General features: G+C 59.1%; 22 protein-coding genes. 9 read left to right on the top strand and 13 right to left on the bottom strand.

The window, feature by feature from the left end; translation table 11 throughout:
- Nucleotides 1-141: 141 nt before the first annotated feature.
- A complete protein-coding gene (locus ACVW0C_RS11415; protein WP_457385494.1) occupies nucleotides 142-645 on the top strand; it encodes a YHS domain-containing (seleno)protein in 504 nt (167 codons plus the stop codon).
- Between the two features lie 24 nt (nucleotides 646-669).
- Here the strand turns inward: ACVW0C_RS11415 and ACVW0C_RS11410 are convergent, their stop codons facing one another.
- From ACVW0C_RS11410 to ACVW0C_RS11400, 3 genes are all read right to left on the bottom strand, one after another.
- On the bottom strand, nucleotides 670-1,452 hold the full coding sequence (locus tag ACVW0C_RS11410; protein WP_457385492.1) for a sensor histidine kinase: 783 nt from the start codon (nucleotides 1,450-1,452) through the stop codon (nucleotides 670-672).
- 120 nt (nucleotides 1,453-1,572) lie between these two features.
- A complete protein-coding gene (prmC, locus tag ACVW0C_RS11405) occupies nucleotides 1,573-2,460 on the bottom strand; it encodes a peptide chain release factor N(5)-glutamine methyltransferase (protein WP_457385490.1) in 888 nt (295 codons plus the stop codon).
- 12 nt (nucleotides 2,461-2,472) lie between these two features.
- Nucleotides 2,473-3,321: a Tic22 family protein gene (locus ACVW0C_RS11400; protein ID WP_457385488.1), complete on the bottom strand. Its 849-nt coding sequence runs from the start codon at nucleotides 3,319-3,321 to the stop codon at nucleotides 2,473-2,475.
- Between the two features lie 503 nt (nucleotides 3,322-3,824).
- Here ACVW0C_RS11400 and ACVW0C_RS11395 point away from each other — a divergent pair.
- The 4 genes from ACVW0C_RS11395 to ACVW0C_RS11380 all read left to right on the top strand — a co-directional run bounded on the left by ACVW0C_RS11395 (nucleotide 3,825) and on the right by ACVW0C_RS11380 (nucleotide 8,250).
- The gene (locus tag ACVW0C_RS11395) at nucleotides 3,825-4,016 is read left to right on the top strand and encodes a hypothetical protein (RefSeq protein WP_011432601.1); all 192 of its coding nucleotides are present in this window, start codon (nucleotides 3,825-3,827) and stop codon (nucleotides 4,014-4,016) included.
- A gap of 382 nt (nucleotides 4,017-4,398) precedes the next feature.
- Nucleotides 4,399-6,912, top strand: coding sequence for a DUF3656 domain-containing U32 family peptidase (locus ACVW0C_RS11390; protein ID WP_457385486.1), 2,514 nt, complete (start codon nucleotides 4,399-4,401; stop codon nucleotides 6,910-6,912).
- A gap of 163 nt (nucleotides 6,913-7,075) precedes the next feature.
- Nucleotides 7,076-7,600 (top strand): acetolactate synthase small subunit, encoded by a 525-nt coding sequence (ilvN, locus tag ACVW0C_RS11385; RefSeq protein ID WP_011432604.1) that lies wholly within the window; start codon nucleotides 7,076-7,078, stop codon nucleotides 7,598-7,600.
- A gap of 74 nt (nucleotides 7,601-7,674) precedes the next feature.
- Nucleotides 7,675-8,250, top strand: coding sequence for a hypothetical protein (locus ACVW0C_RS11380; protein ID WP_457385484.1), 576 nt, complete (start codon nucleotides 7,675-7,677; stop codon nucleotides 8,248-8,250).
- Nucleotides 8,251-8,274: 24 nt separating this feature from the next.
- On the opposite strand, the gene ACVW0C_RS11375 is transcribed toward ACVW0C_RS11380, so the two are convergent.
- Nucleotides 8,275-9,021 carry a DUF3120 domain-containing protein gene (locus tag ACVW0C_RS11375; protein WP_414329009.1) on the bottom strand — a complete coding sequence of 249 codons (747 nt, stop codon included), beginning with the start codon at nucleotides 9,019-9,021 and terminating at the stop codon, nucleotides 8,275-8,277.
- A gap of 152 nt (nucleotides 9,022-9,173) precedes the next feature.
- Here ACVW0C_RS11375 and ACVW0C_RS11370 point away from each other — a divergent pair, with 152 nt between their 5' ends.
- Nucleotides 9,174-10,217 carry a glucokinase gene (locus tag ACVW0C_RS11370; RefSeq protein ID WP_457385482.1) on the top strand — a complete coding sequence of 348 codons (1,044 nt, stop codon included), beginning with the start codon at nucleotides 9,174-9,176 and terminating at the stop codon, nucleotides 10,215-10,217.
- Here ACVW0C_RS11370 and ACVW0C_RS11365 read toward each other — a convergent pair.
- A complete protein-coding gene (locus tag ACVW0C_RS11365; protein ID WP_148202700.1) occupies nucleotides 10,196-10,411 on the bottom strand; it encodes a hypothetical protein in 216 nt (71 codons plus the stop codon). The two genes, ACVW0C_RS11370 and ACVW0C_RS11365, sit on opposite strands and share 22 nt — an antisense overlap.
- Nucleotides 10,412-10,508: 97 nt before the next feature.
- Here ACVW0C_RS11365 and ACVW0C_RS11360 point away from each other — a divergent pair, with 97 nt between their 5' ends.
- Together ACVW0C_RS11360 and ACVW0C_RS11355 are read left to right on the top strand one after the other, a co-directional pair.
- Entirely contained in the window at nucleotides 10,509-11,495 is a 987-nt protein-coding gene (locus ACVW0C_RS11360; protein WP_041436329.1) for a methyltransferase domain-containing protein, read from the top strand.
- A gap of 28 nt (nucleotides 11,496-11,523) precedes the next feature.
- Nucleotides 11,524-12,735, top strand: coding sequence for an FAD-dependent hydroxylase (locus ACVW0C_RS11355; RefSeq protein ID WP_457385481.1), 1,212 nt, complete (start codon nucleotides 11,524-11,526; stop codon nucleotides 12,733-12,735).
- Between the two features lie 282 nt (nucleotides 12,736-13,017).
- Here ACVW0C_RS11355 and ACVW0C_RS11350 read toward each other — a convergent pair whose 3' ends face one another.
- The 3 genes from ACVW0C_RS11350 to ACVW0C_RS11340 form a co-directional block, all read right to left on the bottom strand.
- The gene (locus tag ACVW0C_RS11350; protein ID WP_457385479.1) at nucleotides 13,018-14,745 is read right to left on the bottom strand and encodes a helicase HerA domain-containing protein; all 1,728 of its coding nucleotides are present in this window, start codon (nucleotides 14,743-14,745) and stop codon (nucleotides 13,018-13,020) included.
- A gap of 31 nt (nucleotides 14,746-14,776) precedes the next feature.
- A complete protein-coding gene (locus tag ACVW0C_RS11345; RefSeq protein ID WP_457385478.1) occupies nucleotides 14,777-15,580 on the bottom strand; it encodes an Ig-like domain-containing protein in 804 nt (267 codons plus the stop codon).
- Nucleotides 15,581-15,836: 256 nt separating this feature from the next.
- On the bottom strand, nucleotides 15,837-16,205 hold the full coding sequence (locus tag ACVW0C_RS11340; protein ID WP_011432615.1) for an AbrB family transcriptional regulator: 369 nt from the start codon (nucleotides 16,203-16,205) through the stop codon (nucleotides 15,837-15,839).
- 339 nt (nucleotides 16,206-16,544) lie between these two features.
- Here ACVW0C_RS11340 and coaBC point away from each other — a divergent pair, with 339 nt between their 5' ends.
- Complete coding sequence (gene coaBC / locus ACVW0C_RS11335) at nucleotides 16,545-17,783, top strand: bifunctional phosphopantothenoylcysteine decarboxylase/phosphopantothenate--cysteine ligase CoaBC (RefSeq protein WP_457385501.1); 1,239 nt, start codon at nucleotides 16,545-16,547, stop codon at nucleotides 17,781-17,783.
- Between the two features lie 89 nt (nucleotides 17,784-17,872).
- Here the strand turns inward: coaBC and sppA are convergent, their stop codons facing one another.
- The 5 genes from sppA to ACVW0C_RS11310 all read right to left on the bottom strand — a co-directional run bounded on the left by sppA (nucleotide 17,873) and on the right by ACVW0C_RS11310 (nucleotide 23,412).
- Nucleotides 17,873-18,679: a signal peptide peptidase SppA gene (gene sppA / locus ACVW0C_RS11330; RefSeq protein ID WP_457385477.1), complete on the bottom strand. Its 807-nt coding sequence runs from the start codon at nucleotides 18,677-18,679 to the stop codon at nucleotides 17,873-17,875.
- A 74-nt stretch (nucleotides 18,680-18,753) separates the two neighbouring features.
- Nucleotides 18,754-19,458, bottom strand: a complete 705-nt coding sequence (gene fabG, locus ACVW0C_RS11325) for a 3-oxoacyl-ACP reductase FabG (RefSeq protein ID WP_414330883.1) — start codon at nucleotides 19,456-19,458, stop codon at nucleotides 18,754-18,756.
- Between the two features lie 106 nt (nucleotides 19,459-19,564).
- Nucleotides 19,565-20,413 carry a 16S rRNA (adenine(1518)-N(6)/adenine(1519)-N(6))-dimethyltransferase RsmA gene (gene rsmA, locus ACVW0C_RS11320; RefSeq protein WP_457385476.1) on the bottom strand — a complete coding sequence of 283 codons (849 nt, stop codon included), beginning with the start codon at nucleotides 20,411-20,413 and terminating at the stop codon, nucleotides 19,565-19,567.
- 75 nt (nucleotides 20,414-20,488) lie between these two features.
- Nucleotides 20,489-22,234, bottom strand: coding sequence for a sensor histidine kinase (locus tag ACVW0C_RS11315; protein WP_457385474.1), 1,746 nt, complete (start codon nucleotides 22,232-22,234; stop codon nucleotides 20,489-20,491).
- 44 nt (nucleotides 22,235-22,278) lie between these two features.
- The gene (locus tag ACVW0C_RS11310; RefSeq protein WP_414412776.1) at nucleotides 22,279-23,412 is read right to left on the bottom strand and encodes a PIN/TRAM domain-containing protein; all 1,134 of its coding nucleotides are present in this window, start codon (nucleotides 23,410-23,412) and stop codon (nucleotides 22,279-22,281) included.
- Nucleotides 23,413-23,680: the final 268 nt, after the last annotated feature.

Genomic DNA, 23,680 nt, shown 5'->3' with positions numbered 1-23,680 from the left:
CGCTGTGGCCAAACTGTTCCCAGTCCCCGGAAGCCAGCATCTCCTCAGATGTCTTTTGTCAGATGTCTTTTGGAACCTGAAGGGGAAGAGTAAGGCTTTCTTGCTCATTTCGATTTTCGATTGAGGACTTGGGAGGTTGTGATGGTCAAAAATCGTTGGGCTTTGATCCCGCTGCTGCTGATGGTTGGGGCTGTTGCTTCTCACCCAGCTTGGCTCCTGTCTCTCCCAGCCCAAGGACAGGTCGTTGGGGCTGTCGAGGAGGGATCCCCGGGCCCCTTTTTTGCAACGGATGGCCTGGCCCTGCGGGGCTATGACCCGGTGGCTTATTTCATCGACGGCAAGCCGGTCAAGGGATCCCCAGAGTATGAATGGGAGTGGGGAGGGGTGACCTGGAGGTTTGCCAGCGCCGAGAATCGGGAGCGGTTTCGCAACGACCCAGAGCGCTTTGCCCCCCAGTACGGCGGGTTTTGTGCCTGGGCCGTGGCCCACAACTACCTTTACCCGGTGGATCCCTTTGCCTGGAAAATCGTCGATGACAAGCTGTACCTGAACGCCAACCAGCGGGTACAGCGCAACTGGGAGCGCGACATCCCCGGGTTGATCGAGAAGGCAGATGCCAACTGGCCAGCTTTGAGAAGCCGATAGGCCCAAGTCCCTCTGGCCTGGGGTTCAATGGGCGAGGCGCAGGGTTACCTTGATGCCAACTCGGTAGGGGCCGCTTTCGCAGAGTTCCAGCTGGCCTCCCATTTCTCTCAGGAGCCGCTCGCTTACCCGCCAGGCGGCACAGCCCTCTGTCTGAATGGGCACATGGCATCTCCCCTCAAGGTTCCACTCTAGGCACAGTCGTCCCTCTCCTTCTGGGGCGGGATAGGGGTGCAGAGCCATCGAACCGTAGCGTAGGGTGCGGATGCCCCAGCGACACACTCCCAGCAGCGCCTGTACCAAGCCGTGGGGATCCGCCCAAACGGTGAGGCTATCGGGGAGAAGGGGCACCTCAGAGGCTGGGGCTGGTTGTAGAACCGGCCATTCGTAGCGAATGCCCTGATCCTGGGCTTGTAGGCGAGTTAGGCTGTACACATCCTGCAGGAGGGGGCGTAGTCGGGTCGGTTCCGGTCGCAGAGGTTGGATGGGCAGGTCATGGCGAGCCAGGCGGGTGTATTCCTCAAGCAGCTTGATCAGGCGCTCTACCGCCTCTTTGGCACTTTGCAGGTATTCCCGCTCCTCTTCGGGGGAATCACACAGATCTGACAGCACCAACTGCAGGGATCCCATCTGGCTGCTGAGGGGATTGCGCAGCTCATGGCCGATGCTGACGAGCAACTCTTGTTGAAAGGCTCGCATCACCTCAGAGCGTTCAAAAGCAAACTGCCAATCCACGGCTCCTTGCCCGTCGGCAGGGGCGGCCTGCTGTAAGGGTGGGTCGGGTTTGGCTGTAGGCGAAGGCTCCCTCAAGAAGTGCTCCTGGCGAAGGACAGGGGATCCCATCCGTGCTCAGATCTGTGGGCTCGGAGCTTTAAGTTTTGGACAGTTCCGGCTCCGGCGATACCCCATCTTATGGGATCCTACCCTTTTCTATCCGACGAAGTGGGCGCTGACCACCCGTTCAACCCCGGCCAGATCTCGGTGAACTTGGATCTGCCGATAGCAGCCTCTAGCTTGCAACTGCTCCGCCACCCAAGGGGCTTGGCCTCGCATCACTTCCACCGCCCAAAAGGAGTTCGGGGCCAAGTAATCCGGTGCTGCTTGAATCAACAGCCGCAAGTGGGCTAGGCCATCTTCTCCGCCATCCAGAGCCTGTCGTGGCTCGTGCAGTCGCACCTCTGGCATGAGCGAGGCCAGCTCAGCAGAGGGAATGTAGGGAGGGTTGGAAACCAGGCCGCGCAGCCGTCCTCGCCAGGGATCCAAGGGCACAAACCAGGATCCCAGCAGCAACTTCACCCGCTCCTGCAGATGGTGGGCTGCCACATTGTCTGCTGCAATAGCCAAGGCCTCTGGGCTGGAATCCACGGCCAGAAGCCGCAACTGGGGGTGCTGATGGGCCAACGCAATGGCAATCGCTCCACTACCTGTGCCCAGGTCGGCAAAGCAGGATCCCGGCGGCAGAGGATTGGCCTGTAGCCAAAGGGAAGCCTGCTCCACCAGCAGCTCGGTCTCCGGGCGTGGGATCAGCACCGCCGGCGTCACCCGCAAGCTCAAGCCCGCCCACTCAACTTTGCCCAACAGGTACTGTAGGGGGATGCGCTCTTCCACCCTTTGCCGCCAAAGGGCCTGCACCTCCTCCAGGGGATCCCCCTCCCCAGCCGGAGCGCGACCCATCAACCGCTCCAATGGCCCCCACCCCAGCCGTTCCCTGAGCAAAATCTCCACTTCCTCGGCAGGGATCCCAGCCGCTTTTGCCGCCCTCAGGGCTTGGGCACGCCACTCTGTTAACCGCTTCACCAGAGCAGACGGGGATCCCATCAGGGGCTTAGGTTAACGCTGAGGCTGGGGACTTGCAGAAGGATTGGCCGGTCGGGCCAGGGATTGGATATACTCCAGCGCCGAGCGAGAGGGGATAAAGGCAATTTTCTGCACATCGGCCTGTGCGTCGGGGGCCAGCATACGCTCTACCACAATGGCCAGCGAGGTCACTTCAATCTGGGTTTTCCCAACCACATCCGGGTTCTGCGCTGCCGCTCGATCCAAGGCCCTCCGCAAATCGTTGCGGTCGAAGAAGAAGGGTACCACCTCATGGCCATCCTGCTCGATGGTCAGCAGCCCCTCGCCGGAGCGGCCATAGAACAGAGGCACACCAATCGCTTCTGCAGGCACATCTTGTCCGGTTTCCTTCAGCACCTGCTTGGCTGCCTCCACATCAGAAGCCCGAGGCACCACCTCAAAATACAGGTCACTATTCTTGGCGCGCTCCTCTTCCGATTTTTCGTAGGCATACCCCAGCGAGAGAGGCACTACCCGGGCTTGACTGGCTATCTCGGGGTTGCTGGCTTTCACCTGCTCCAACACTTGCTGGGCTTGGGCTTGATCCAGCCAGAAGGAAACCACTTGGATGGTGCGGCCATCTCGCTCCACATTGGCGACAACGGGGGTGCCGTTCTGAGACACAATGGCAAAAACAGGCACCAGATTTAGCCGCTCCGCCACCTCTTGCCGGCTCATGGGGCCTGCCGCAGCCTGAGCCAGTAGAGCACTCTCCTGAGCCCAAACGGGAGTTACAGCCAAGCCCCCCCAAGCTGTTCCGATCAGGATCCCGGCTACGCCGCCCACCTGAGCTGCACAGCGGCAGAGGGAGCGCACAGGCGATACTACATTACAACGCGTCATTCTCATCTCAACTCCCGGCATCGCGCCTTGTTCTGGTTGCTATGGGGTCAGCTTCCTAAGTACTAACCAACAGCCTGGGGCAAATCAAAAGCTGCCTAGATTAAACCCGCTCAACAGGGCTTAGGCTAGCGATGCGGCACACTCTCAGCCTTAGGATCCCGGTTGGCCATCGCTGACAACACCCCGGCACACCTATCTTGAAGAGCGCTCTTGGGCCACCCTAGAAGCCAAGGCTAGAACATCTGCTCGACCTCTGTCGAGGGGCAAAGCCCCTATTTTGGGTGGGGATCCCGCATCACCCAATACTATATACGGAGTCGCATACAACTGATCCACGCTAGATGCAGATCCCTCCGAGGGTTGTGTACCCAGCTCTCCCATAAAACGCTGCCTATTCCAGCCTTGTTCGGCGGTGTCCTGATGTAGCCGCGCAAACGTGGCAGCTGCTGTTAACTTTTGTTAAGGTAGGGGTGCGAACCCACAGCTGTAGGGAGCATTGAGTCATGGCTAAGATCTTCACCGCTGAATTCAACCAATTTGAGACCATCAACGCTACTCAGGCCTGGTCTTTGTTTTTCACCATCAGCGCTTCCGATCGGCTGCTGGGTGACAACCCGGCTGTTGGCCGCTACCTAACGTTGGCTTTGTTCAGCGCCGTCCTCACCGGGATCCTGAATGTGCTGGTGGCTTCTTAGCTTATGGGGGTGTGGGGGTAGCTAAGCCCCGTACTGTACGTAGGGTCAGTGCCGGGATACAGATACCCCCACATGGTGTATGATGGGAGCAGTTGCACAAAACGGCTTTTGCCGGAATCTGGTGCGACTACGCGGTGGGACATCCCGTGTCTGCTCGCTGAGGGTTCTTGCGAAAGCTCCCCGATGAAGCGAGAAGCCCACCCTGTACCCGTAGGGTCAGCGATGGGAGTATGTCACCTAGACCCTTTGCGGACGGAACGAGTTTTTTGTTAAGAGGCCGCCGGCAGAGGCAGCTTGACCTGAGACAAGGGGATCCTGCTCTCAGGTTTTTTGATTTTGAATGGGAAAGGATCCCTTGTTCTCTTTGTGGGGCTGTCTTCCGATGAAAGCTGCTGGGATAGATTTCGCGGAAACGGATCACTTTGAGGCGCCGCCTCTGACCACCAAGTTGCCCCTGCTGCTGGCCCCGGCGGGGGATTGGGAGTGTGCCAAGGCGGCAGTGGAAAACGGAGCCGATGCCATTTACTTTGGGCTGGAGCGCTTCAACGCCCGGATGCGCGCCCGCAACTTTACGGAAGCGGATTTGCCGGAACTGATGGCCTGGCTGCACCGGCGGGGGGTACGGGGCTATGTTACTTTAAATACCCTGGTTTTTCCAAGGGAGCTGACGGAAGCCGAGGGATACATCCGCTCGATGATTGCGGCGGGGGTGGATGCGGTGATTGTGCAGGATATTGGCATCGCCCGCCTGATCCGGCATCTTTCCCCCGATTTCCCCATCCATGCTTCCACGCAAATGACCATCACCAGTGGAGTGGGAGCGGAGTTTGCCGCTGAGCTGGGCTGTGAGGTGGTGGTGCTGGCGCGGGAATGTTCGCTGCGGGAAATCGCCCAGATCCAGGCCTATCTGCAAGAGAAGGGATCCTCCCTATCTCTGGAGGTCTTTGTGCATGGGGCGTTGTGCGTGGCCTACTCGGGGCAATGTCTGACCAGCGAGGCGCTGGGGGGGCGTTCGGCCAATCGGGGGGAATGTGCCCAAGCCTGCCGCATGCCCTATGAGCTGGTGGTAGACGGGATCCGCCGCGACTTAGGCGAAAAGCGGTATCTGCTCAGCCCTCAAGATTTGGCCGGGCTGGAGGTGCTGCCGGAGCTGGTGAAGCTGGGGATCCGCTGTCTGAAAATTGAGGGCCGGCTGAAATCCCCAGAATATGTAGCCAATGTAACGCGGGTGTATCGGCAGGCCTTGGATGCGCTGGGGGTGGGACAGCCGTGGCAGCCCTCGCAACAGGAACGCTACGAGCTGGAGATGAGCTTTTCTCGTGGGCTCTACACAGGCTGGCTGCGGGGCATCAACAACCAGGAGCTGGTGCACGCGCGGTTTGGCAAGAAACGGGGGGTTTACCTGGGGCAAGTGGTGGGGATCCAACAGGATCAGGTGGGGATCCGGCTGGAGGCACCCCTCAAAGCTGGGGACGGCGTGGTGTTTGACCAGGGGCAGCCGGAGTTGCCGGAGCAGGGGGGGCGAGTTTACCGGGTGCAAGAGAAGCAGGGGCTGGCCTGGATCAGCTTTGGAGAGGGGGCCATTGACCTCAAACGTCTGCGGGTGGGGGATCGCCTCTGGAAGACCAGCGACCCGGAACTGGAAAAACGCCTGCGCCAGAGCTACGCCGGGGATCACCCCCGCTTTCAGCGGCCCGTCCACATGGAGGTTCACGGCCAAGTGGGATCCCCGCTGACGCTGATCCTGCGGGATGAGCAAGGCCATACGGTGCAGGTGGATTCGCCGCTGCCCCTGGAAGCTGCCCACCGCCAACCCCTCACCACCGAAAAACTGCGACAGCAACTGGGCCGTTTGGGCTCCACTCCCTTCAAGTTGGGATCCCTGCACAATGCCTTGCAGGGGGAGGTAATGCTGCCGGTGAGCCTGCTCAACCAGATGCGCCGACAAGCGGTGGAACGCCTACAAGCTCTGCGAGCTCAGCCCCCGCGCTGGCAACTCAATCCCGAAGCTCGCTGGCAAGATCTGGTGCCTTCTCAGGAGGAGCCCGCAAGGGGATCCCCGCAGTTGGTGGTGTTGGTGCGGGATCCGGCGCAACTGCCGGCGGCGATAGCCAGCGGTATTAGGCAGATCTATCTGGAGTTTGAGGATCCCCGCCGCTATCGGGAGGTGATCCGCACAACCAAAGCCGCCCATCCCGAGGTGGAACTGTGGGTCGCTCCGCCCCGCATCACCAAGCCGGGAGAAACCTGGATCCTAAAGCAAGTGTTGGCCGCTGGGGCCGATGGCTACTTGGTGAGAAATTACGATCATCTCCGTTTCTTTGCCGGGCAGCGCTGCATTGGGGATTTTTCCTTGAATGTGGCCAATCCCATCACGGCCCACTATCTCAAAACCCGTTACAACCTGGAGCGCCTGACGGCTTCCTATGACCTCAACCATGAGCAACTGGGATCCCTGCTGCAAGCCGGCCCCGCCCATAGGTATGAGGTTACCCTTCATCAACATATGCCCCTGTTCCACATGGAGCACTGCGTCTTTTGCGCCTTTTTATCCAGCGGAACGGATTACACCAATTGTGGTCGCCCATGTGAAAAACACGAGGTGAAGCTGAGGGACAGGGCCAATGTCGAGCACATTTTGAAGGCCGATGCCGGCTGTCGGAATACCCTCTACAACGGCAAGGCCCAAACGGGGGCAGAATATGTACCGAAATTATTGGCCTTGGGCCTGCGCTATCTGCGCATCGAATTTTTGCATGAATCCCCCGCCGAGATCCAACAAACCCTGCACCGCTATCAGCAACTCCTACAAGGTCAACTCAGCGGATCCCAACTGTGGCAGGAGCTGAAGCTACACAGCCAATTGGGGGTTACGCGCGGGTCTTTGGAGAGTTAACGGCTGCGCTGTCTTTCTCTAGGGCGCCGGCTCTGCAGCTGTGCTCCGACCGGAGCAATGCGAAAAACATTCCGGCAAAGTTGGCGTAAAATTTCCTCAGGGTATTGTTATTCCCAGGTGCTTCCCCAACCTTTCTCAGCTTTTTCTCTATCCTCTAGTTGCCGTGAAACACACCCTCAGCGCCCTCGTGCAGGATCAGCCTGGCGTTTTAACCCGCATTGCGGGGATGTTTGCCCGTCGCGGCTTTAACATCGACAGCCTCACCGTTGGCCCCACCGAACGACCGGGGATCTCTCGCATCACCATGGTGGTGCAGGGAGATGAACACGATGTGGAGCAGATGACGAAGCAGCTCTACAAGCTCATCGACGTGCTGAAAGTTACCGATATCACCCATGTTCCCTGCGTGGAACGGGAGCTGATGCTGGTCAAAGTTAACGCCAGCCCCGATACCCGCTCCGCCATCATGGATGTGGCCCAAATGTTTCGCGCCCGGATTGTGGATGTGGCAGAGGAGTCTTTGACTCTCGAGGTAACCGGGGATCCCGGCAAAATGGTGGCCATCATCAAGATGTTGACCAGCTTTGGCATCCGCGAGATCGCCCGTACCGGCCTGGTGGCTCTCACCCGCGAGTCCGGCGTGAATACGGAATACCTGAAGCAACACCCCACCTTAGTTACCGTCTGATGGCCTCAGGGGAAGCGATGCCAAAACTGGGGTGGAGTTGTAGGGGATCAGTTCTGCGGGGCACGATTAGCCTTGTGGCTATTGTGCTGGTGGGGCTGCTGGCCGGCTGTGGCCCCAGGCCGCCAAAACCGATTGTGCAGCAGGCCCTCGCCTATCAGATCGCTCATGTGTCCGGGCCGGTGGGATCCTTAGTGGGCAGCGACCGGTTGTCGGCACATCTGGAATTGCAGGATGTGAAAATCCGCCAAGATCGCCGTGAACCTTTGCTGTTAGTCTCAGGAGAAACCCTGGAAGGCCATCACCTCAGCGGTACCTACACCCTAATCGTGCATCCGCCGGGATCCCGCCGCCCCTATCGCCGCAAAGGGGATCCCTTCCAGCTCACCCTGGCCCACCAAAAGGCACAAACTGTTGCTACACAACGCTCGCCCGACCGCGTCAAAACCGTGCCCGAACGGTGGCTGCTGGCCTACAGCTCACCGGATTCCAAGACTTGGGAGGTCATCGACTTTCTGCCTCAGCCCGCACCGGCACCGGAGTGGTCTCCTGCCGGGCCAGAACCTACACTGCCGGCAACTGCACCTGCTGCCGCCGACGTTGGCAGGACGGAGTCCGATGGAGCTCCCAGCCCTATTCCTACTCCTGCCTGAAGCAGAGTTTGGGGATATCCCAGCTCACCGCAGCAGAGCTGCCCCCCAGCCAAATAGCCCATCCACCAACAGGGTATTCAGCACTGCTCCCGCAAATGCCCAATGGTGCAAGCGGCGGGATCCCTGGACTCTCCACAATCCAACACCCAGCAACAGAAGGCCCAAGCCGATGCCCCAACCCAGGCCCCAGGGGGTAGCCATTTTGTCGAGGGCCGCCCTAAAAGGGACAACCGCCTGCTCCAACCGGTCAAACTGCATCGCCTGCCGCCACTCAGGCAGCAGCCCCACCGAGTGAATGTAGAGATCTGTAACCGCCGTACCCCACAGGGAGCCGAGATAAAACCAGGTACCGATGCGGGCAAACCGTCGCCGTGTCCCCCACCAGACAATCGGGATCCCCAAGGCTTCCATGGGCATGTGCCAAAGAGGCTCAAAGCGCAGCCATCCCCAATACAGGGATCCTGCCAGCCAAGTCAGGGTAAAGCCGTACAGCAAATCTCCCCACAGGCGGGTACGGGGCTGTGAGTAGAGATGCAAACTAAGGCCCAACCAGCCCAAAGACATCACCAAGCTGACCCAAGGGGCATATCGCACCAGGGGCGCTTGCACAAAAACGGGCAGACTCACGAGCAGAGCTGCCACTCCCCCAATGGCATGGTGGGATCGAAAACGCCTTTGAGCCGAGAGAGGGCGGGGATCCAGCCCGGCCAAACGCTCAGAGGACAGCAGAGGCTCATCTTGGAGAGGGGGTAAAAAAGGTGTAGAAGACAAAATGCGATATTAAAAAACTTCACATCAGTTAACATAGCACCTTCTTTGCCCTTCCCTCTTCTCCCCAGCAGGAGCGGGGAAGCCTTGGGGGCCTGGCATTCTCTCTCCAGAGATGTCAGGGTGGGAAGGAGGTGCTGGCCGGAGGAAACTGTATGGACTTGTTGTTGGCAGGAGACATCGGGGGCACCAAAACCAGCCTCAGCCTTGTCAATGCCGAGGATCCCGAGCACAGCCTTTACCACTGCCGCTATACCAGCCAAGATTACGCCAACCTCGCCCCAATGGTGGGAGAGTTTCTGGCCCAGGCTCGGCGGGAGCTGGGGCGAGATCCACAGCCTGCTGCCGCCTGTTTTGCAGTGGCCGGCCCGGTTCTGGAAACAAGGGGCTCAGGGTCTGAGGGACAGACTGCCAAAGTGACCAACTTGCCCTGGGATCTGCAGTCGAGCCAATTGGCCGCAGAGCTGGGGATCCCGCGCGTAGCCTTGATCAACGACTTCAGCGCCGTAGGGTATGGCGTGCTTGCCCTCGGCGACCAGGATCTGGACACCTTGCAAGTGGGTGAGCGTCAACCGCGGGCTCCGATTGGCGTGATGGGAGCAGGCACGGGTTTGGGGCAGGCTTACCTTACCTGGGGAGAAGGGGGTTACCAAGTTCATGCCAGCGAGGGCGGTCACGTGGACTTTTCCCCGCGCACCCCTCTGGAGTGGGAGCTCTTGAGGTATTTGCAAAAACGGCACGGACGTGTCTCCACCGAGCGGGTGGTCTCGGGGCAGGGGATCGTTGCCATTTATCAATTTTTGCGGGATAGCCAGTGGGGCTCAGGAGAAGAACAGCTGCTGGCCCAAATTGAGGCTTGGGAAAAGGGAGCTAAGCATATTGACCCGGCAGCCCAAATTGCCAATGCTGCCATGGAAGCACGGGATCCCCTGGCGGTGGAGTGTCTGCGGCTTTTCATCAGCCTGTACGGGGCTGCAGTCGGGAACTTTGCCCTACACCTATTGCCGCGCGGGGGCCTGTTCATCGCTGGGGGGATCGCGCCCAAGCTCTTGCGCCTACTGCATCAAGGGGAGTTTTTGTCCTCGTTTTTGGATAAGGGGCGGATGCGTCCTCTTCTAGAGCAACTGTCGGTGCAGGTGGTGGTGAATGCGCAGGTGGGGCTGAGGGGAGCTGCTCGCTACGCCGCCAACCTTTTGTGAAGGAGCAGCCGCTGCTGTTGAGGTTGCCACCCCTGGAACACCCCATCCAGCAGGTGATGGCAGCGACCCCAACGGATGCTGGAATCGTGCTGGAAAATCTCGCCCAGCTGCCCTTTGCCCCAGACTCCATCTTGAGCCAGCAGATGGGGCAAGATGGGATTGCGCCTTTGCTGGGCTGGATTGGCAGACCCCACACCGGAAAGCACTCTGCCTGTGGCTCCGCCATCCAACTGACAATGATCGCCACCACGCAGAGGGACTTCATATCATAGAAACTTCATGGTTGATCCGATGAATCCAATCTTTTGGGCTTTGGGCATAGCTGTGCTGCTGGCCGTGGGCTTGGCAGCCTATCTGTTGACTGCTCGCAAATACGAGTCTCCCGCCTCTGTGGCCAAGTCTTACGACGAGTGGACTCGGGATGGGATCCTAGAGTTTTACTGGGGCGAACACATTCACCTAGGCCACTACGGCTCTCCTCCCCAACGAAAAAATTTTCTGCAGGCCAAGCACGACTTTGTCCACGAGATGGTGCGCTGGGGTGGGTTGGATCGACTGCCTGCAGGGACAACCGTGTTGGATGTGGGCTGCGGCATTGGTGGGAGCTGCCGCATCTTGGCCCGCGACTACGGCTTTGTTGTAACCGGTATCACCATCAGTCCTCAGCAGGTGAAGCGGGCCCAGGAGCTCACCCCCCCTGATCTGCCTGTCCAGTTTCAGGTGGCAGATGCCCTCGACCTGCCCTTCCCCGATGCCAGCTTCGATGTGGTGTGGTCCATTGAGGCAGGGCCTCACATGCCGGACAAGGCCCGCTATGCCCAAGAGATGCTGCGGGTGTTGAAGCCAGGGGGAATCCTGGTGGTGGCGGACTGGAACCAGCGGGACGACCGGCAAAAGCCCCTGAACTTTTGGGAGCGGCTGGTGATGCGGCAACTGTTGGATCAATGGTCACACCCTTCCTTCTCCAGCATCGAAGGCTTTGCCGAGCAGTTGGAGGCTACTGGCCTGGTGGCAGGACGAGTGGAAACCGCCGACTGGACTCAGGAGACCCTTCCCTCTTGGCTGGATTCCATCTGGCAGGGCATTGTCCGTCCCGAAGGGTTGCTGAAGTTTGGCTTGGTGGGCCTGATTAAGTCGCTACGGGAGGTGCCCACTTTCTTGCTCATGCGCCTGGCCTTCGGCACTGGCCTCTGCCGCTTTGGCATGTTCCGGGCCGTGCGAGCCGCCACGTCGGCAGACTCCACCCGCACAGAAGTGGTTGCCCACAGCAGCCAATAGGAGAATAGCCAATAGGAGAATAAGAGAGATGACAACTCTTGCTCCCACTCCGGATACTTTGGCAGCCCTCTACGACGTGATTATCGTCGGCGGAGGCATCGCGGGCTTAACCCTAGCTTGTGCCCTGCGGGGATCCGGCCTGCGGTTGGCCCTCATTGAGGCCCAGTCGGCTGAGGCAGTCAAACAGCGCCCCCTGGCCTATGCCCTTTCGCCGCTGTCAATCCGCATCTTCCGGGCCGTCGGGGTGTGGGAGGCGCTGGCTCCCCACATTACGCCCTTTGCTCAGGTGATTTTAACCGACGCCAACGCTCCCCAGCGGGTGACGTTTAGACCGGAGGATGTGGGGGAAGCGGCAGTTTTCTACTGTGGCGAGCATGCCTGGCTGCAGCAGGCGCTCCAGGAGCAGGTGGCTGCCGATCCCAAAATTAGCTGCTACTACGAAGCCAAGGTGGAGAGCGTAACCTATGGGAAGGCTGCAGCCGAGGTAGAGCTGGAAACGGCCCAGGGGCGTCGCCAACTGCGGGCCTCCCTGGTGGTCGCCGCCGACGGCCTGCGCTCCCAGGTGCGGCAGTGGGCAGGGATCCCTAGCGACGGCTGGGACTATTGGCAGTCCTGCATCACCGCCTTGGTGGCCCCTTCCCAAGACCACCAAAACATTGCCTACGAGCGCTTCTGGCCTGCCGGCCCCTTCGCCATCTTGCCCCTGCCCGGCAACCGCTGTCAGGTGGTCTGGATCATGCCCCACGAGCAGGCCAAAGCCACCCTGGCCCTTCCTCAGGCCGACTTCTTGGCCGAGATGCAGCGCTACTACGGCGGTCAGAGCGGCCAGCTCACTTTGCTGAACCGGCCCCAGGTTTTCCCGGCTCGCCTACGGCAAAGCCGCCGCTACTATCAGCATCGTCTTGCCTTGGTGGGAGATGCCGCCCACCACTGCCATCCGGTGGCTGGCCAAGGGCTCAACCTCGGCATCCGCGACGCCGCTGCCCTGGCCCAGGTGCTCCTAGACGCCTGGAGACGGCATGAGGATCTGGGAGATGTCAAAGTCCTGCGCCGCTACGGTCGCCGTCGCCGCTGGGAAAACTGGGTGGTGCTGCTCTTCACGGATCTGCTCACCCGCACTTTCTCCAACTCCTACTGGCCCGTAGTGGTTATGCGGCGGTGGATCCTGAGAGGGATGATGGCCTTCCCCCCCCTGCGGTGCTTGCTGCTGTGCTTGATGACGGGACTTTGGGGGAGCTGATACATTTACGCTGAACACTGCTGAACATCACTGTTCAACTATGCAGCGATAGCATTCTGTTTGTTTCCAACCAGAATGGCGGTATCCCGCAAAGCTTTGAGTAGAATACCCAAAGCGCAGTTTCCGTGTCGTCTTACTACCAATTTTCTGCTTTGCTTTGGCTACCATGTTGGCAGACTCGAAAGTAAACAGTAAAGATCAACTGGTAGTAATCCGTACTGAACATATTATACATTATTTTCAGTATAGTTGAGCTTATTATTGACTAGAGTCATGCTCTCCCTACAGTCCCAGCTCCTCCTTGGCCTTCTGAGCGGCCAGGAGCACCTCCGCATCCTCAGCCTGAGACCAGTCAGGATCGGCAATTTCGGCGTAGAACCGCTGGTCGTAGGGGCGGGTTTGCACCACCACCGGCATGGGCACGGCATGGCCCAGAATTAGGGCTTGCTGTTTGGAGTCCAACTTGGCCAGCACCGTTTTCAAGTTCTGGCTGCCCGCCACCCCTGTGAACACCGCCTCGATATCTTGGTCGTCGTTGAGGAGTGCCGTAATGCGAGTGCCCAACTGCGACATCACTTCGCTGTCGATGCTGGAAGGGCGCTGATCCACCACCAGCAGCGTGACAAAGTACTTGCGCATCTCGCGGGCAATGGTGCCGAAGATGGTCTGCTTGGCCGCCCGCGGATTCAAAAAGCGATGGGCCTCCTCGATGGTGATGCACAGTTGACGGGGCCGGTCGAGGGGATTTTTGGATTGCAAGTACCGCTCCGTCTGATGTACGTAGGCCTGGTGAATGCGGCGGGTGATGACGTTGGCCGCCAACATGTAGGAAAGCAAGTTGGACTGGGATCCAAACTCGATAACCACGTGAATGCCGCGGCTGAGGGCATCCAAAATCTGGCCGATGTAGTTGTGGGGCAGGGTGCTGCGGATGTACTTGAGGTTGTCAAGGCGGGTGAGCTTGCGCTGCAGGGCCATCATCGAGGCTTTGTTGCCCATTTTCTGTTCGCAAAACTCTTGGATCTCGGCGTTGGAAAGGCTCAAGAGGCGGCTGATCCAGTCGCGGCCAAACTCGTTGCGCAGGATAATGGCGTTTTCCAGGCTGGCTTCCGATAGGTTCAGCTCCTCTGCCAACAGGGCCAGATCCTCCACTTCGATTTGGTTGTAGGCAATAAACAGCTCCTGCGCATCCCGCACCCCTCGCCGCCGGGTGGAATCGGGATCCAGGGTATAGATCTGTACCTGACCGGGAAAGAGCTGCCGCAAGCCTTTCACAGTAGTGGCGTGCTTGTCTTCGCTGGCCGCCTCCCAGCCGTACTCGGAGTGCATGTCAAAGATCAGGTTCACCGCCGCCCGTTTGCGGATGATACCGGCCAGGATCAGGCGGGCTAGAAAGGACTTGCCGGTGCCCGATTTGCCGAAAATGCCGTTGCTGCGCTCCACCCAGCGATCCAAGTCCAAACAGATGGGCACAGCCATGTCGAGGGGCTGGCCGATAGCAAAGTTGCGCCGCTCCGGGTCGTCTTCCCAGCCGAAGACGGTGCGAAAGTCCAGTTCCCGTGCCTCATACACCTGTGAAAAATGGGCGGGCACTGTTTTCACGGGCAGCAGCTCCATGGCGCCAGCGGAAGGGGGTTCTTGGCCGAGGGGAGCTGCCAACGCTTCTGGCCGTTCGGGATTGACCAGGGGATACAGCCTTTCCCCTTCCGTTTGCCGCGGCACCAACATCAGCATCGGGGTGAGGGCAATAATGCCATAGGTACCGGTACCGGCCAGCACCTCCTGCAGCAAGGTCTCTTCCGGGCGGGGGGGATTGACCAGAATTTGGGGGTTGCTGGTTTCTAGGGTAACGTCAGTAAGCAGGCCAAAGAAGCGGTTGCGCTGCCCCTGGATCACCACGAATTTGCCCACCCGCAAGTCTTCTACCGAGACACCGGGATTGAGGCGAGCTTCCAGCCCTCGACTCAGGGATCCCTGAATCACGGTGGCCAAAGGTTGAGGAGGGGTCATGGCAGTGGGGGTTGGGTTCCAGATGCCTTATTCAGTTGCCCATCTGTAAGCGGGCGCTGGTGCGGGGGGCGCCATCCTGCACAATCCAGGTGCGGACGATCTCCACTTCCTCCGGCGTCCAAAAGCCCAGACGGGACAGGGGCAGCCCGCGGGCCTGAATGTAAGCAATCTCAGGGGATCCGCCGCGAACTTGGGGGCGGTTGGGGTTAATGGCGTTGAGGATGTAGGCGTGGCGGCTCGTCCACCGGGGATTGATCAACTCGCTATTGGGATCCCCGGGCCTGACATAGGCCATCGTGGCCTCATAACTGTCCAGCAACTGGGTGCGCTGCCGTCCTGCCGGCTGATGGCAACCCACACAACTGGCTTCTAGCAGCGGTTTGACATCCCGTTCGTAGGTAAATTGCGGTTCGGTGCGAAAACTCAGCTGAATGGCCTGCTCGAGGGGCAGCCCCTCTTGGGGAGAAAGCGTGAGGGTGTAACGGGTGCTAAAGCGCAAGGGATCCCGAGGCTTAAGCAACAACTCGTCTCCCTGCACATCAAAAATAACCGCTGCCGGCGGATCCAACTGAACCGCCAGACGTTGTAGATTGGGATCCAGTGGCCGATTGAATTGCAGCCGAATGACTCCATCCACAAAAACATCCTGCTGTTCGGGGGTAGGCTGGGAAGACACCCACTCCAAAAATGCCTGACTTTGAGAAGCATTCGACTGAGGCCAAACTTGCCGATGAGACTCGATGACAAAGAACGCTGCTGCCAACAACAACAGCCCCGCCCAAGTTCGCCACCGCCGCCAATGGCGAAAGACATTTGGCACGGTCGGAGTGTTCATTGTTGCAGACTCAATTCAACTGTTGTCAGAATAGCGAACTTGCCCACACTTCAGCCATTGATGAGGTACAAACTGCCAGGGATCCCCAGCGGATCATGAGGATCCCTTGTTCTGAAAAGTAGAAAGACAATGAGCACCGGAGCGAAGGGAAGAGGTCGCTGCTCCCAAGCCCCTAGAGGCCGAAAGGAATACCAAAGGCTTTACCCAAGCTGAGATGAACTCACCAGCAGGGAAAAGCATCCAGGGAGACAGCAAATCAGTTGACCCGCTCCAGCTTGATGTTATGGTGGCCCAGCTTGATCTCGAACTCATCTCCGGGCTTGAGGCCCATCTTCTTGGTGTAGGCAGCTCCAATCAGGAGGTTGCCATTCTTATGAACCGAAACCCGGAAGGTAGGAGCGCGGCCACGGGATCCATTTTCGTCACTAGCGCCGAGATCCACGCCAACGGCCTTCAACAGGGCGTTGTTAAACTGCATCAGATTCACTCGCTCCTGACCATTCTTGGTGTAGGTGACATAACCACAGGCGCGAGCTTTTTCCTTGCGATCCGCATTTCCCATTGAAGTTACCTTGTCGAGGAGCTCTTGGCCAGTGAGTGGTTTTGGTTTACTGGTTGTAGCCATATCAAGATGGTTTTAGGGACAACTGTTAGTGTAGCCAGAAACAAACAGCGATTGCAATAGAGTTTGATCCAACTCTTCTTAATTAGAGGGAATGAGTGCGCGACTGCAATGGGATCTGAGGGCTGGTTGCGCAAAACAGCAGTGGGGAATTCCCTCTAAAGGCCAGAACCTATGGGGGAGACTTTGGCTGAAATGGGGAATGATAGGCTCTCAGGCCCTATTCTCGACAGGGTCATCCGTCCAAGTCAAAGTATCTTTGGGCGAGGGATCCCCGCTTTGCCGCCGGAATTGAGCAAAAGCAGGGAAACTGGAAACAAGGCTGTTTGCGTGTCACTCAATATGGATCCCTTTTGGTCGGGGCGGCGTCTCCTCATTGGGGTGAGCGGGGGGATTGCTGCTTACAAAACGGCAGCTTTGGTGTCTGCTCTGGTGCAGCAGGGAGCAGAGCTCAAGGTGGTTTTGACAAAAGCTGCGGAACATTTTATTTCTCCTTTGACTTTTGCCACCTTGTCCCGCCAGCCGGCTTTTACGGATGCCGCCTTTTGGCAGGCAACACGAGGACGACCGCTGCACATCGAGTTGGGGGAATGGGCGGAGGCTCTCCTCATTGCACCCTTGTCGGCCAACACCTTGGGCAAGTTGACTCATGGGCTGGCGGATAACTTGCTCACCAATGTGGTTTTGGCTTCCCGGTGTCCGGTGGCGGTGGCACCGGCTATGAATACGCAGATGTGGAAGGCAGAGAAGGTAGCCGAGAATTGGCAGCGGCTGCAGCAGGATCCCCGTTTTTGGGCCTTGCCGACGGCCAGTGGCCGCCTGGCCTGTGATGCGGTGGGGGAAGGGCGCATGTTGGAGCCGGAGGCGCTGCAGGAGTATGTGCGGGCTTTGCTCTGGACAGGGGGGAAAAAAGATTGGCAGGGCAAGCGGGTGTTGGTGACGGCGGGGGGGACACGGGAGCCCATTGACGCGGTGCGTTTTATCGGCAATCCGGCCAGTGGTCGGATGGGAGTGGCGCTGGCGGTGGCGGCGGCCTGCCGAGGAGCGACGGTGACGCTGGTTCATGGGCCGTTGGGGATCCCTTTTGAGCCGGAACCCTTTGGCATTCGGGCCATTCGAGTGGAAACGGCAGCCCAACTGGAAGCGGCTTTGCAGGCGGAATTTCCCCAGGCGGATCTCTTGTGGATGGCTGCTGCTGTGGGGGATGTGCGCCCCTCCCAGGTTTATCCGGGGAAGCTGCCTAAAGCCGAACTGCCCCAGATGTTGCCGTTGGAGCCGATCCCTGACCTGGTGGCAGCCCTGGCCCGCCACAAACGCCCTGGCCAACGCCTCATCGGCTTTGCCGCCCAAAGTGGGGATCCCTTGCCACCGGCCAGAGAGAAGCTCCGCCAGAAGGGCCTGGATGCTATTGTGGCCAACCCCATCGACCAACCGGATAGCGGCTTTGGCAGCAGCCACAACCAAGGCTATTGGATCCCCCAGCAGGGAAGTCCAGAGCGGATCCCATTGGCAACCAAGCCAACCCTGGCCCACCGGCTGCTGGATCTGGCCCGGCAATTGGAGTTGGGCTACTTTAGTTAAACTCCCTCTCCCTCTGGAAGAGGGGCCGGGGGTGGGGGCTGTGCGGTACAGAACGCTAAACTTCCCGGAATAGCTGTTCGCGAACTGCCTCAAGAACCTGTGTAAAGCCACAGGGGCAAGCCCGAGGTGATCACTTCAAACTGCAGACGGGCCAAGGCTTCTGCTGCCGGCAAAAACCGAGACCAACCTCTGCGCCGCGGGAGCAGGTCGTAGAACTTCGCATCCGTCGGCAAACCCGCCAGCTCTGCCGCCCAAAGGCGGGCATCTTCTTCTGTGCCCAAGCGATCCACCACACCCAAGTGGAGGGCCTGCTCTCCGCTGAAAATGCGGCCATCGGCAAAAGTTTTGACCACATTCAAACTCAACTTGCGGGCAGCAGCAACCGTCTGCACAAACTGGCCGTAGGTAATGTCGATCAACTCTTGCAGGATGTTTCGCTCTTCTGGGGTCAGCTCGCGATCAAACGAGAGAATATCTTTGTAGGGGCCAGACTTAATTACCTTAAATGAAATCCCCACTTTATCCAGGAGGCGTTCGATATTGTTGCCTCGAATGATCACACCAATGCTACCGGTGATTGTTCCTGGGTTGGCAACAATTTTTTCGGCTCCCATGGCAATATAAACCCCCCCAGAGGCAGCAATGTTGCCAAAGCTGGCGACAATACGGGTGCCCTTTTTCTCTCGCAAACGCAAGAGGGCATTGTAGATTTCTTGGGAGTCGGCCACCGTCCCGCCTGGACTGTCGATGCGCAGCACCACAGCAGGGATCTGGTTTTCTTCCACCTCTTTCAGGGCCTTGAGAACCCGCTCGCGAGTTTTGCCATCAATGGCCCCTGCCACCTCAATGCGACCGATTTGCCGGCGCAAACCACCCAAGAATAATCGCTTCAGCATGGAAAAGAACTGGATAGGGATAAGTGCATATTCTGTATCATGAATGGCGGCTCATGGCTTGGTCAACCAGTTGCCTAGACGTTGCCATACACCGGGATCACCGCCCCTCGCAGATCCCGCGCTGCTTCTGAGACCAAAAAGGCGATCACCTGCCCGATGGACTCTGGCTTGACCCACAGCTTGGCTCGCTCGGATCCCATGGCAGCTCGGTTGGCCGGCGTGTCGATGATGCTGGGCAGGATGACGTTGGCCGTGATGTCGGTGCCTTGGGTTTCGGCGGCAATGGTGCGGGTCAGGGCCACCACCCCCGCTTTGGAAGCGCAGTAGGCGGCCAATTGCGGGCCCGGCTCCACCGCTCCTCGGGATCCCACCGTTACAATCCTCCCATAGCCCTGTTGCCACATTCTGCGCAGGCTGTGCTTGCAGGTCAGGAATGTGGTGGTGAGGTTGAGGTCGAAGTCGCGATACCAGTCCGCCAAGCTGTACTCGTGGGTGGGGCCCATGGCAAAGCCCCCCACCAGGTGGATCAGCCCATCCACGCGGGGTAGGTCGGCAATGACGCGGGCAACCGCCGCCTCATCTGTTAAATCCACTTGCACAAAGCGAACCCGATCCAGAGCATTGGCCGGCAGGCGCTCCCGCAAAATGGTGAGATCTTTTTCTTGTCGATAGGTCAAGGTCAGCTCTGCTCCGCTGGCCAGCACCACGGGAACCACCCCCAAACCCAGCCCGCCTGTGCCACCGGTCAAGAGGATTTGCTTGCCTTGGTTGCTTTGCATGGATGCACCTGCATTGGCGAAGGGGATCCAAAACAAATTGTGGAGGGGAGTGCAAAAAAACTCAGAGGATTTTGAGATCTATCCAACTGAGCTTCCCTCTCTTACCCTACCCTGGTTCCTGCCCCTCTTGAAGAACAACAGCCCTTTTGGGCGCTTTCTCCAGCAGCAGGTCGCTCAAGGCCAGCCAGTGGGGCAGGGCCAGCTCTTCGGCGCGGGCATCGGGGTTGAGGCGGAGCTGAGCCAAAGCTGCTGCAACCGCTTCTCGCTCCACCAAGCTTCCCAGGGCATTGACGAGCTTCTTGCGGCGGGTGGAGAACCCCTGCCGGAGGAGTTGGTGAAACCAGCGGGGATCCCGGGCGGGGGTGGGGGCGGGGCGGGGGGTGAGGCGAATCACAGCAGATTCCACCTTGGGGGCGGGCTTGAAAGCGGTGGGGGGCACCCTGCAGATCAGCTCGCAATCGGCCAAATACTGCGTCCGCAGGCTCAGAGCACCATAGGCTTTGCTGCCGGGGCCGGCCTGCAAGCGCTCGGCCAGCTCTTTTTGCACCAGAAGGACAATGCGCTCGAACTGCCGAACCGGCTGGGCTGGGGATCCCAGTACCTTTTCCAGGATGGATCCGGTGAGGTTGTAGGGAATGTTGGCCACCAGCAGGCGGGGTTGAGGGGGCAACGGCAGGCGAAGAAAATCCCCTTCCACCAGGTGGAAGCGGGGCTGGTCGGCGAAGCGCTTTCGCAGCAGTCGGCACAGATCCCGGTCGATCTCCACCGCCACCACCTGGGCGCCCTGGGCCAGCAATCGCCGCGTCAGTTGGCCGGTGCCGGGGCCGATCTCCAGCACCCAAGTGGGATCCGCCCCTCTCTCCAGATCATTCAACTGGGCAGCCCGCACAATCGCCTCGTGAACAGCGGGATCCTTGAGCCAATGCTGACCAAACCGTTTACGAGGATAGGGCATGGGGGAATGTTCGCGCAGTGCTGCGCCGCAACCGAGAGGTACCCAGAGCGGTTGAAGGAGAAATGGCCGGGTGGGTCATCGCTGGACTGAGTTGGGAACAGAAATCAAGGTGGGATCCGCATCCTCAGGTCTATCTCGGGCGGGTTGAGCAGGGAGCGCCTCTGGGTTCGGATCCCCGCTCAGGAGCGGCTTGCGGTAGAGGGGCACCGTAAAGGTGACGGTGGATCCCAGCCCTTCGCCCAGGCTGTAGAAATTGATTTCCCCTCCCATCGCCTCCACCAGGCGTTGGCTGATGGCCAGGCCCAAGCCCGTCCCCCCATATTGGCGGGTGGTGGAACCATCCACCTGTGTGAAGGCCTGAAACAGCTTCTGCTGCTTTTCCAGCGATACCCCGATCCCGGTGTCGATGACGCGGATGCGGGCCAACCCCGGATTGCCGGGCAGGATATCCGCTCGCACGGTTACCGAGCCCTTGGGGGTAAACTTGATGGCATTCCCCACCAAATTGAGCATCACCTGCAACAGGCGTTGGTAATCGCCCAAGAGCAAAATCTGATCCGAGGTGTTGGGCAGGTGGAAGCTCAGTTGTAGGCCCTTCTGGCTGGCCTGCAAGCTGGTCTTGGCCTCCACATCCTTAAACAAAGCTCGCAGGTCGCAGGGCTGGAACTCCAACTGCATTTTGCCCGCCTCGATCTTGGCGATATCCAGCACATCGTTGATCAGGGCCAACAGGTGCAGGGCAGAGCGATAGGCCTCCTGCAAGAAGTCCAGCTCCTCTTCGCGGTTTTCGGCCATCCCGTCCAGCACCAGCTTGATAAAGCCGATGATCCCGTTTAGGGGGGTGCGCAGCTCGTGGGAGGTGTTGGCCAGGAATTGGCTTTTCAGTTGGTTGGCCGATTCCGCTTGGGCACGGGCCTGCTCCAGCTCCTTATTTTTCTGACGCAGAGTTTGGTTGGCTAACTGCAAGCGGGTTGCCAGTTGGCGACTTTGATCCAGCAAAATGGCGTGGGCAATGGCTGCGCCCAGGTAGGTGGCAATGCTCTGGAGCACCTGAATGTGGCTTGGCTGCCAAACAGGAACCCTGTTCGGATCCAGCATTTCCAGCCAGAGCAGGCTGTTGGCGTAGCCCTGGTAAGACATGGCAATGGCCAGATGTCGCCCCGCCTCCACCGGTTCTTCCTGTCTGAGGGCCTGCAACAAATGGGGGTAATCTGCCAGCTTCAGGGTCTGGTGGAGCAGGGAGGGATCCCCAGGATGGCGGCGGTACTCGGCATTGACCGTGAGGGAGTCTTGCCCCACCTCGTAGAGGGCCATCAGGCAGCGATCTACCTCAAACAGTTGCCCCAACTGCTCCACGGTCTGCTGGCACAGTTGCCGGATATCGAGGGAATGCCGGATGTTGCGCACCAACTGCGTCGTGATCCCCTGTACCGGGTCGGCCAGGACAGGATGGGGCTGGCTGTTGGGGCTGCTGGTTCCTCCGGCCAACGCAAAAGGCGTAGCCCCCAGCAACTTGCCCACCACCGAAATCGCCACCACCTCCCCTTCCATGTCCCGTACAGGGTTGAGCGAAAGATGGAGATGCAACTTGTAGCGGGGCGAGAGCACCTGACATTCGTAGGAGAGGGGATCCCCGCTTGCAAAGACCTGGTTGAGCTTGGCTTCGTACTCTCCAGCGTTGGCCACCTCCCAGATTTGCTGTCCGCTCACGATGTGCTGAGGGTGGATGCCATATTTCTCGGCATCTTCCCAGTAAAAACTCCAGAAGCGCCTCTGGCGATCCTGCGTGTAGAACATCGGAGTGGGTCGGAGGGCGCCCATTTGGGATGAAGCCACCATTGCGCTAGGGGAACGTAGGCCAAAACTCAGGTTTTTCCAGAGGAAGCCGGGCTGGCGGGATCAGAGGCCGGGCGGGTTAGTGGGGCAGGATCCTTGTTGAGGCGGGCGAAGATCATGCGGCCTGCCGAGGTTTGAATGGCGCTGGTCACAACCACAGAGCGGGTTTTGCCCACAGAGCGCTGCCCTTCTTCCACCACCACCATGGTGCCGTCTTCCAAGTAGCCTACCCCTTGACCTGGCTCTTTTCCTTCGCGGGTGATCTTGATATCAAAGCTGTCGCCGGCAACATAGATGGGCCGCAGCGCCTCGGCCAACTCATTCACATTCAGCACCTTGACCCCCTGCAGAGCCGCCACCTTCTTCAGGTTGTAATCGGTGGTAAGCAGCGTTCCCCCCACGGTTTGGGTGAGGCGCACCAGCTTTTCATCGACAGTGGTCAGATCTGGATAGTTGGCTTCGTGAATGACGAAACGATCGGGGTAAGCTTCTCGTAGAGCCTGCAGCGTATCCAAACCTTTGCGGCCCCGCTCTCGTTTTTGGGCATCGGCTTTGTCGGCGATGGTCTGCAATTCCGTCAGCACAAAGCGAGGAACCACCAGGGTTCCTTCCAAAAAACCTGTCTCGATTAACTGAGCCACTCGGCCATCGATGATGGAGCTGGTGTCCAAAACCTTGGCCGTGGCAGCCACCACATTGCCCTCCGCCCAGAGGGCTGCCTGCAAAGCATAGTTGGGGTTAAACAGCCGCAGCAGCGAGGGGCCGTGGGTATCGGCCAGGCTGACCCCCAGATAGGCAAAGGCCAAGCTGAAAAAGACCGAAGCCAGTGGCTCGAGGAACCTGTTGAGTTGGGGAGGCAAGGGCAGCAAGTACACAGGAGCCATGGCCAGATTGGCGATCACCAAGCCGATCACCAACCCCACCGAGCGGCTGATCAACACGTCCGGCGGCAGGGAGCGCACATTGGCCTCGAAGCGACGGTAGCTCCAGCGCACCAGGGATCCCAAAGCCAGTCCTGCCAGCACGCCAAAGCCGCTGGTGACGACACGGGCTCCTTCCACATTGGCCCCCTGAATGGCGGCAGGAGGGAGCAAATCCAGGCCGTAAAACCCGAGACCAGCCCCGGCCAACATGAAGATCGCGATCAGTAAAGCGTCTAGCATAAGGAAAAAGACGGCCCTGCTGAGTGGGTGATGCTGCTGGGAATAGGCAAATCTGCTTCCTACTCATTCTAGTCGTCTGGTGTTGGAGGGATCCGGACAACCAAGCCAGCCCTCCCCCAGAAGGATTCAGACTATGCTGAAATCATAGCGATCCCTTGCCAGCTTGAGGGATCTGTGGAGCATGACTCTAGTCAATAATAAGCTCAACTATACTGAAAATAATGTATAATATGTTCAGTACGGATTACTACCAGTTGATCTTTCTGTT

It is taken from the genome of Thermostichus sp. OS-CIW-26 (assembly GCF_054058395.1).
The sequence above is the reverse complement of the archived record's forward strand: the minus strand, read 5'-3'. Positions and strand labels throughout refer to the sequence as shown.

Excerpts from the sequence above, each read along its gene's own strand:
- ACVW0C_RS11340 (WP_011432615.1), bottom strand. The coding sequence starts at position 16,205 with ATGGCTACAACCAGTAAACCAAAACCACTCACTGGCCAAGAGCTCCTC.
- coaBC (WP_457385501.1), top strand. The coding sequence starts at position 16,545 with ATGGATCCCTTTTGGTCGGGGCGGCGTCTCCTCATTGGGGTGAGCGGG.
- ACVW0C_RS11370 (WP_457385482.1), top strand. The coding sequence starts at position 9,174 with ATGGACTTGTTGTTGGCAGGAGACATCGGGGGCACCAAAACCAGCCTC.
- ACVW0C_RS11360 (WP_041436329.1), top strand. The coding sequence starts at position 10,509 with ATGAATCCAATCTTTTGGGCTTTGGGCATAGCTGTGCTGCTGGCCGTG.
- ACVW0C_RS11345 (WP_457385478.1), bottom strand. The coding sequence starts at position 15,580 with ATGAACACTCCGACCGTGCCAAATGTCTTTCGCCATTGGCGGCGGTGG.
- rsmA (WP_457385476.1), bottom strand. The coding sequence starts at position 20,413 with ATGCCCTATCCTCGTAAACGGTTTGGTCAGCATTGGCTCAAGGATCCC.
- ACVW0C_RS11355 (WP_457385481.1), top strand. The coding sequence starts at position 11,524 with ATGACAACTCTTGCTCCCACTCCGGATACTTTGGCAGCCCTCTACGAC.
- sppA (WP_457385477.1), bottom strand. The coding sequence starts at position 18,679 with ATGCTGAAGCGATTATTCTTGGGTGGTTTGCGCCGGCAAATCGGTCGC.
- ACVW0C_RS11350 (WP_457385479.1), bottom strand. The coding sequence starts at position 14,745 with ATGACCCCTCCTCAACCTTTGGCCACCGTGATTCAGGGATCCCTGAGT.
- ACVW0C_RS11400 (WP_457385488.1), bottom strand. The coding sequence starts at position 3,321 with ATGACGCGTTGTAATGTAGTATCGCCTGTGCGCTCCCTCTGCCGCTGT.
- ACVW0C_RS11310 (WP_414412776.1), bottom strand. The coding sequence starts at position 23,412 with ATGCTAGACGCTTTACTGATCGCGATCTTCATGTTGGCCGGGGCTGGT.
- prmC (WP_457385490.1), bottom strand. The coding sequence starts at position 2,460 with ATGGGATCCCCGTCTGCTCTGGTGAAGCGGTTAACAGAGTGGCGTGCC.
- fabG (WP_414330883.1), bottom strand. The coding sequence starts at position 19,458 with ATGCAAAGCAACCAAGGCAAGCAAATCCTCTTGACCGGTGGCACAGGC.
- ACVW0C_RS11315 (WP_457385474.1), bottom strand. The coding sequence starts at position 22,234 with ATGGGCGCCCTCCGACCCACTCCGATGTTCTACACGCAGGATCGCCAG.
- ACVW0C_RS11395 (WP_011432601.1), top strand. The coding sequence starts at position 3,825 with ATGGCTAAGATCTTCACCGCTGAATTCAACCAATTTGAGACCATCAAC.
- ACVW0C_RS11390 (WP_457385486.1), top strand. The coding sequence starts at position 4,399 with ATGAAAGCTGCTGGGATAGATTTCGCGGAAACGGATCACTTTGAGGCG.
- ACVW0C_RS11415 (WP_457385494.1), top strand. The coding sequence starts at position 142 with ATGGTCAAAAATCGTTGGGCTTTGATCCCGCTGCTGCTGATGGTTGGG.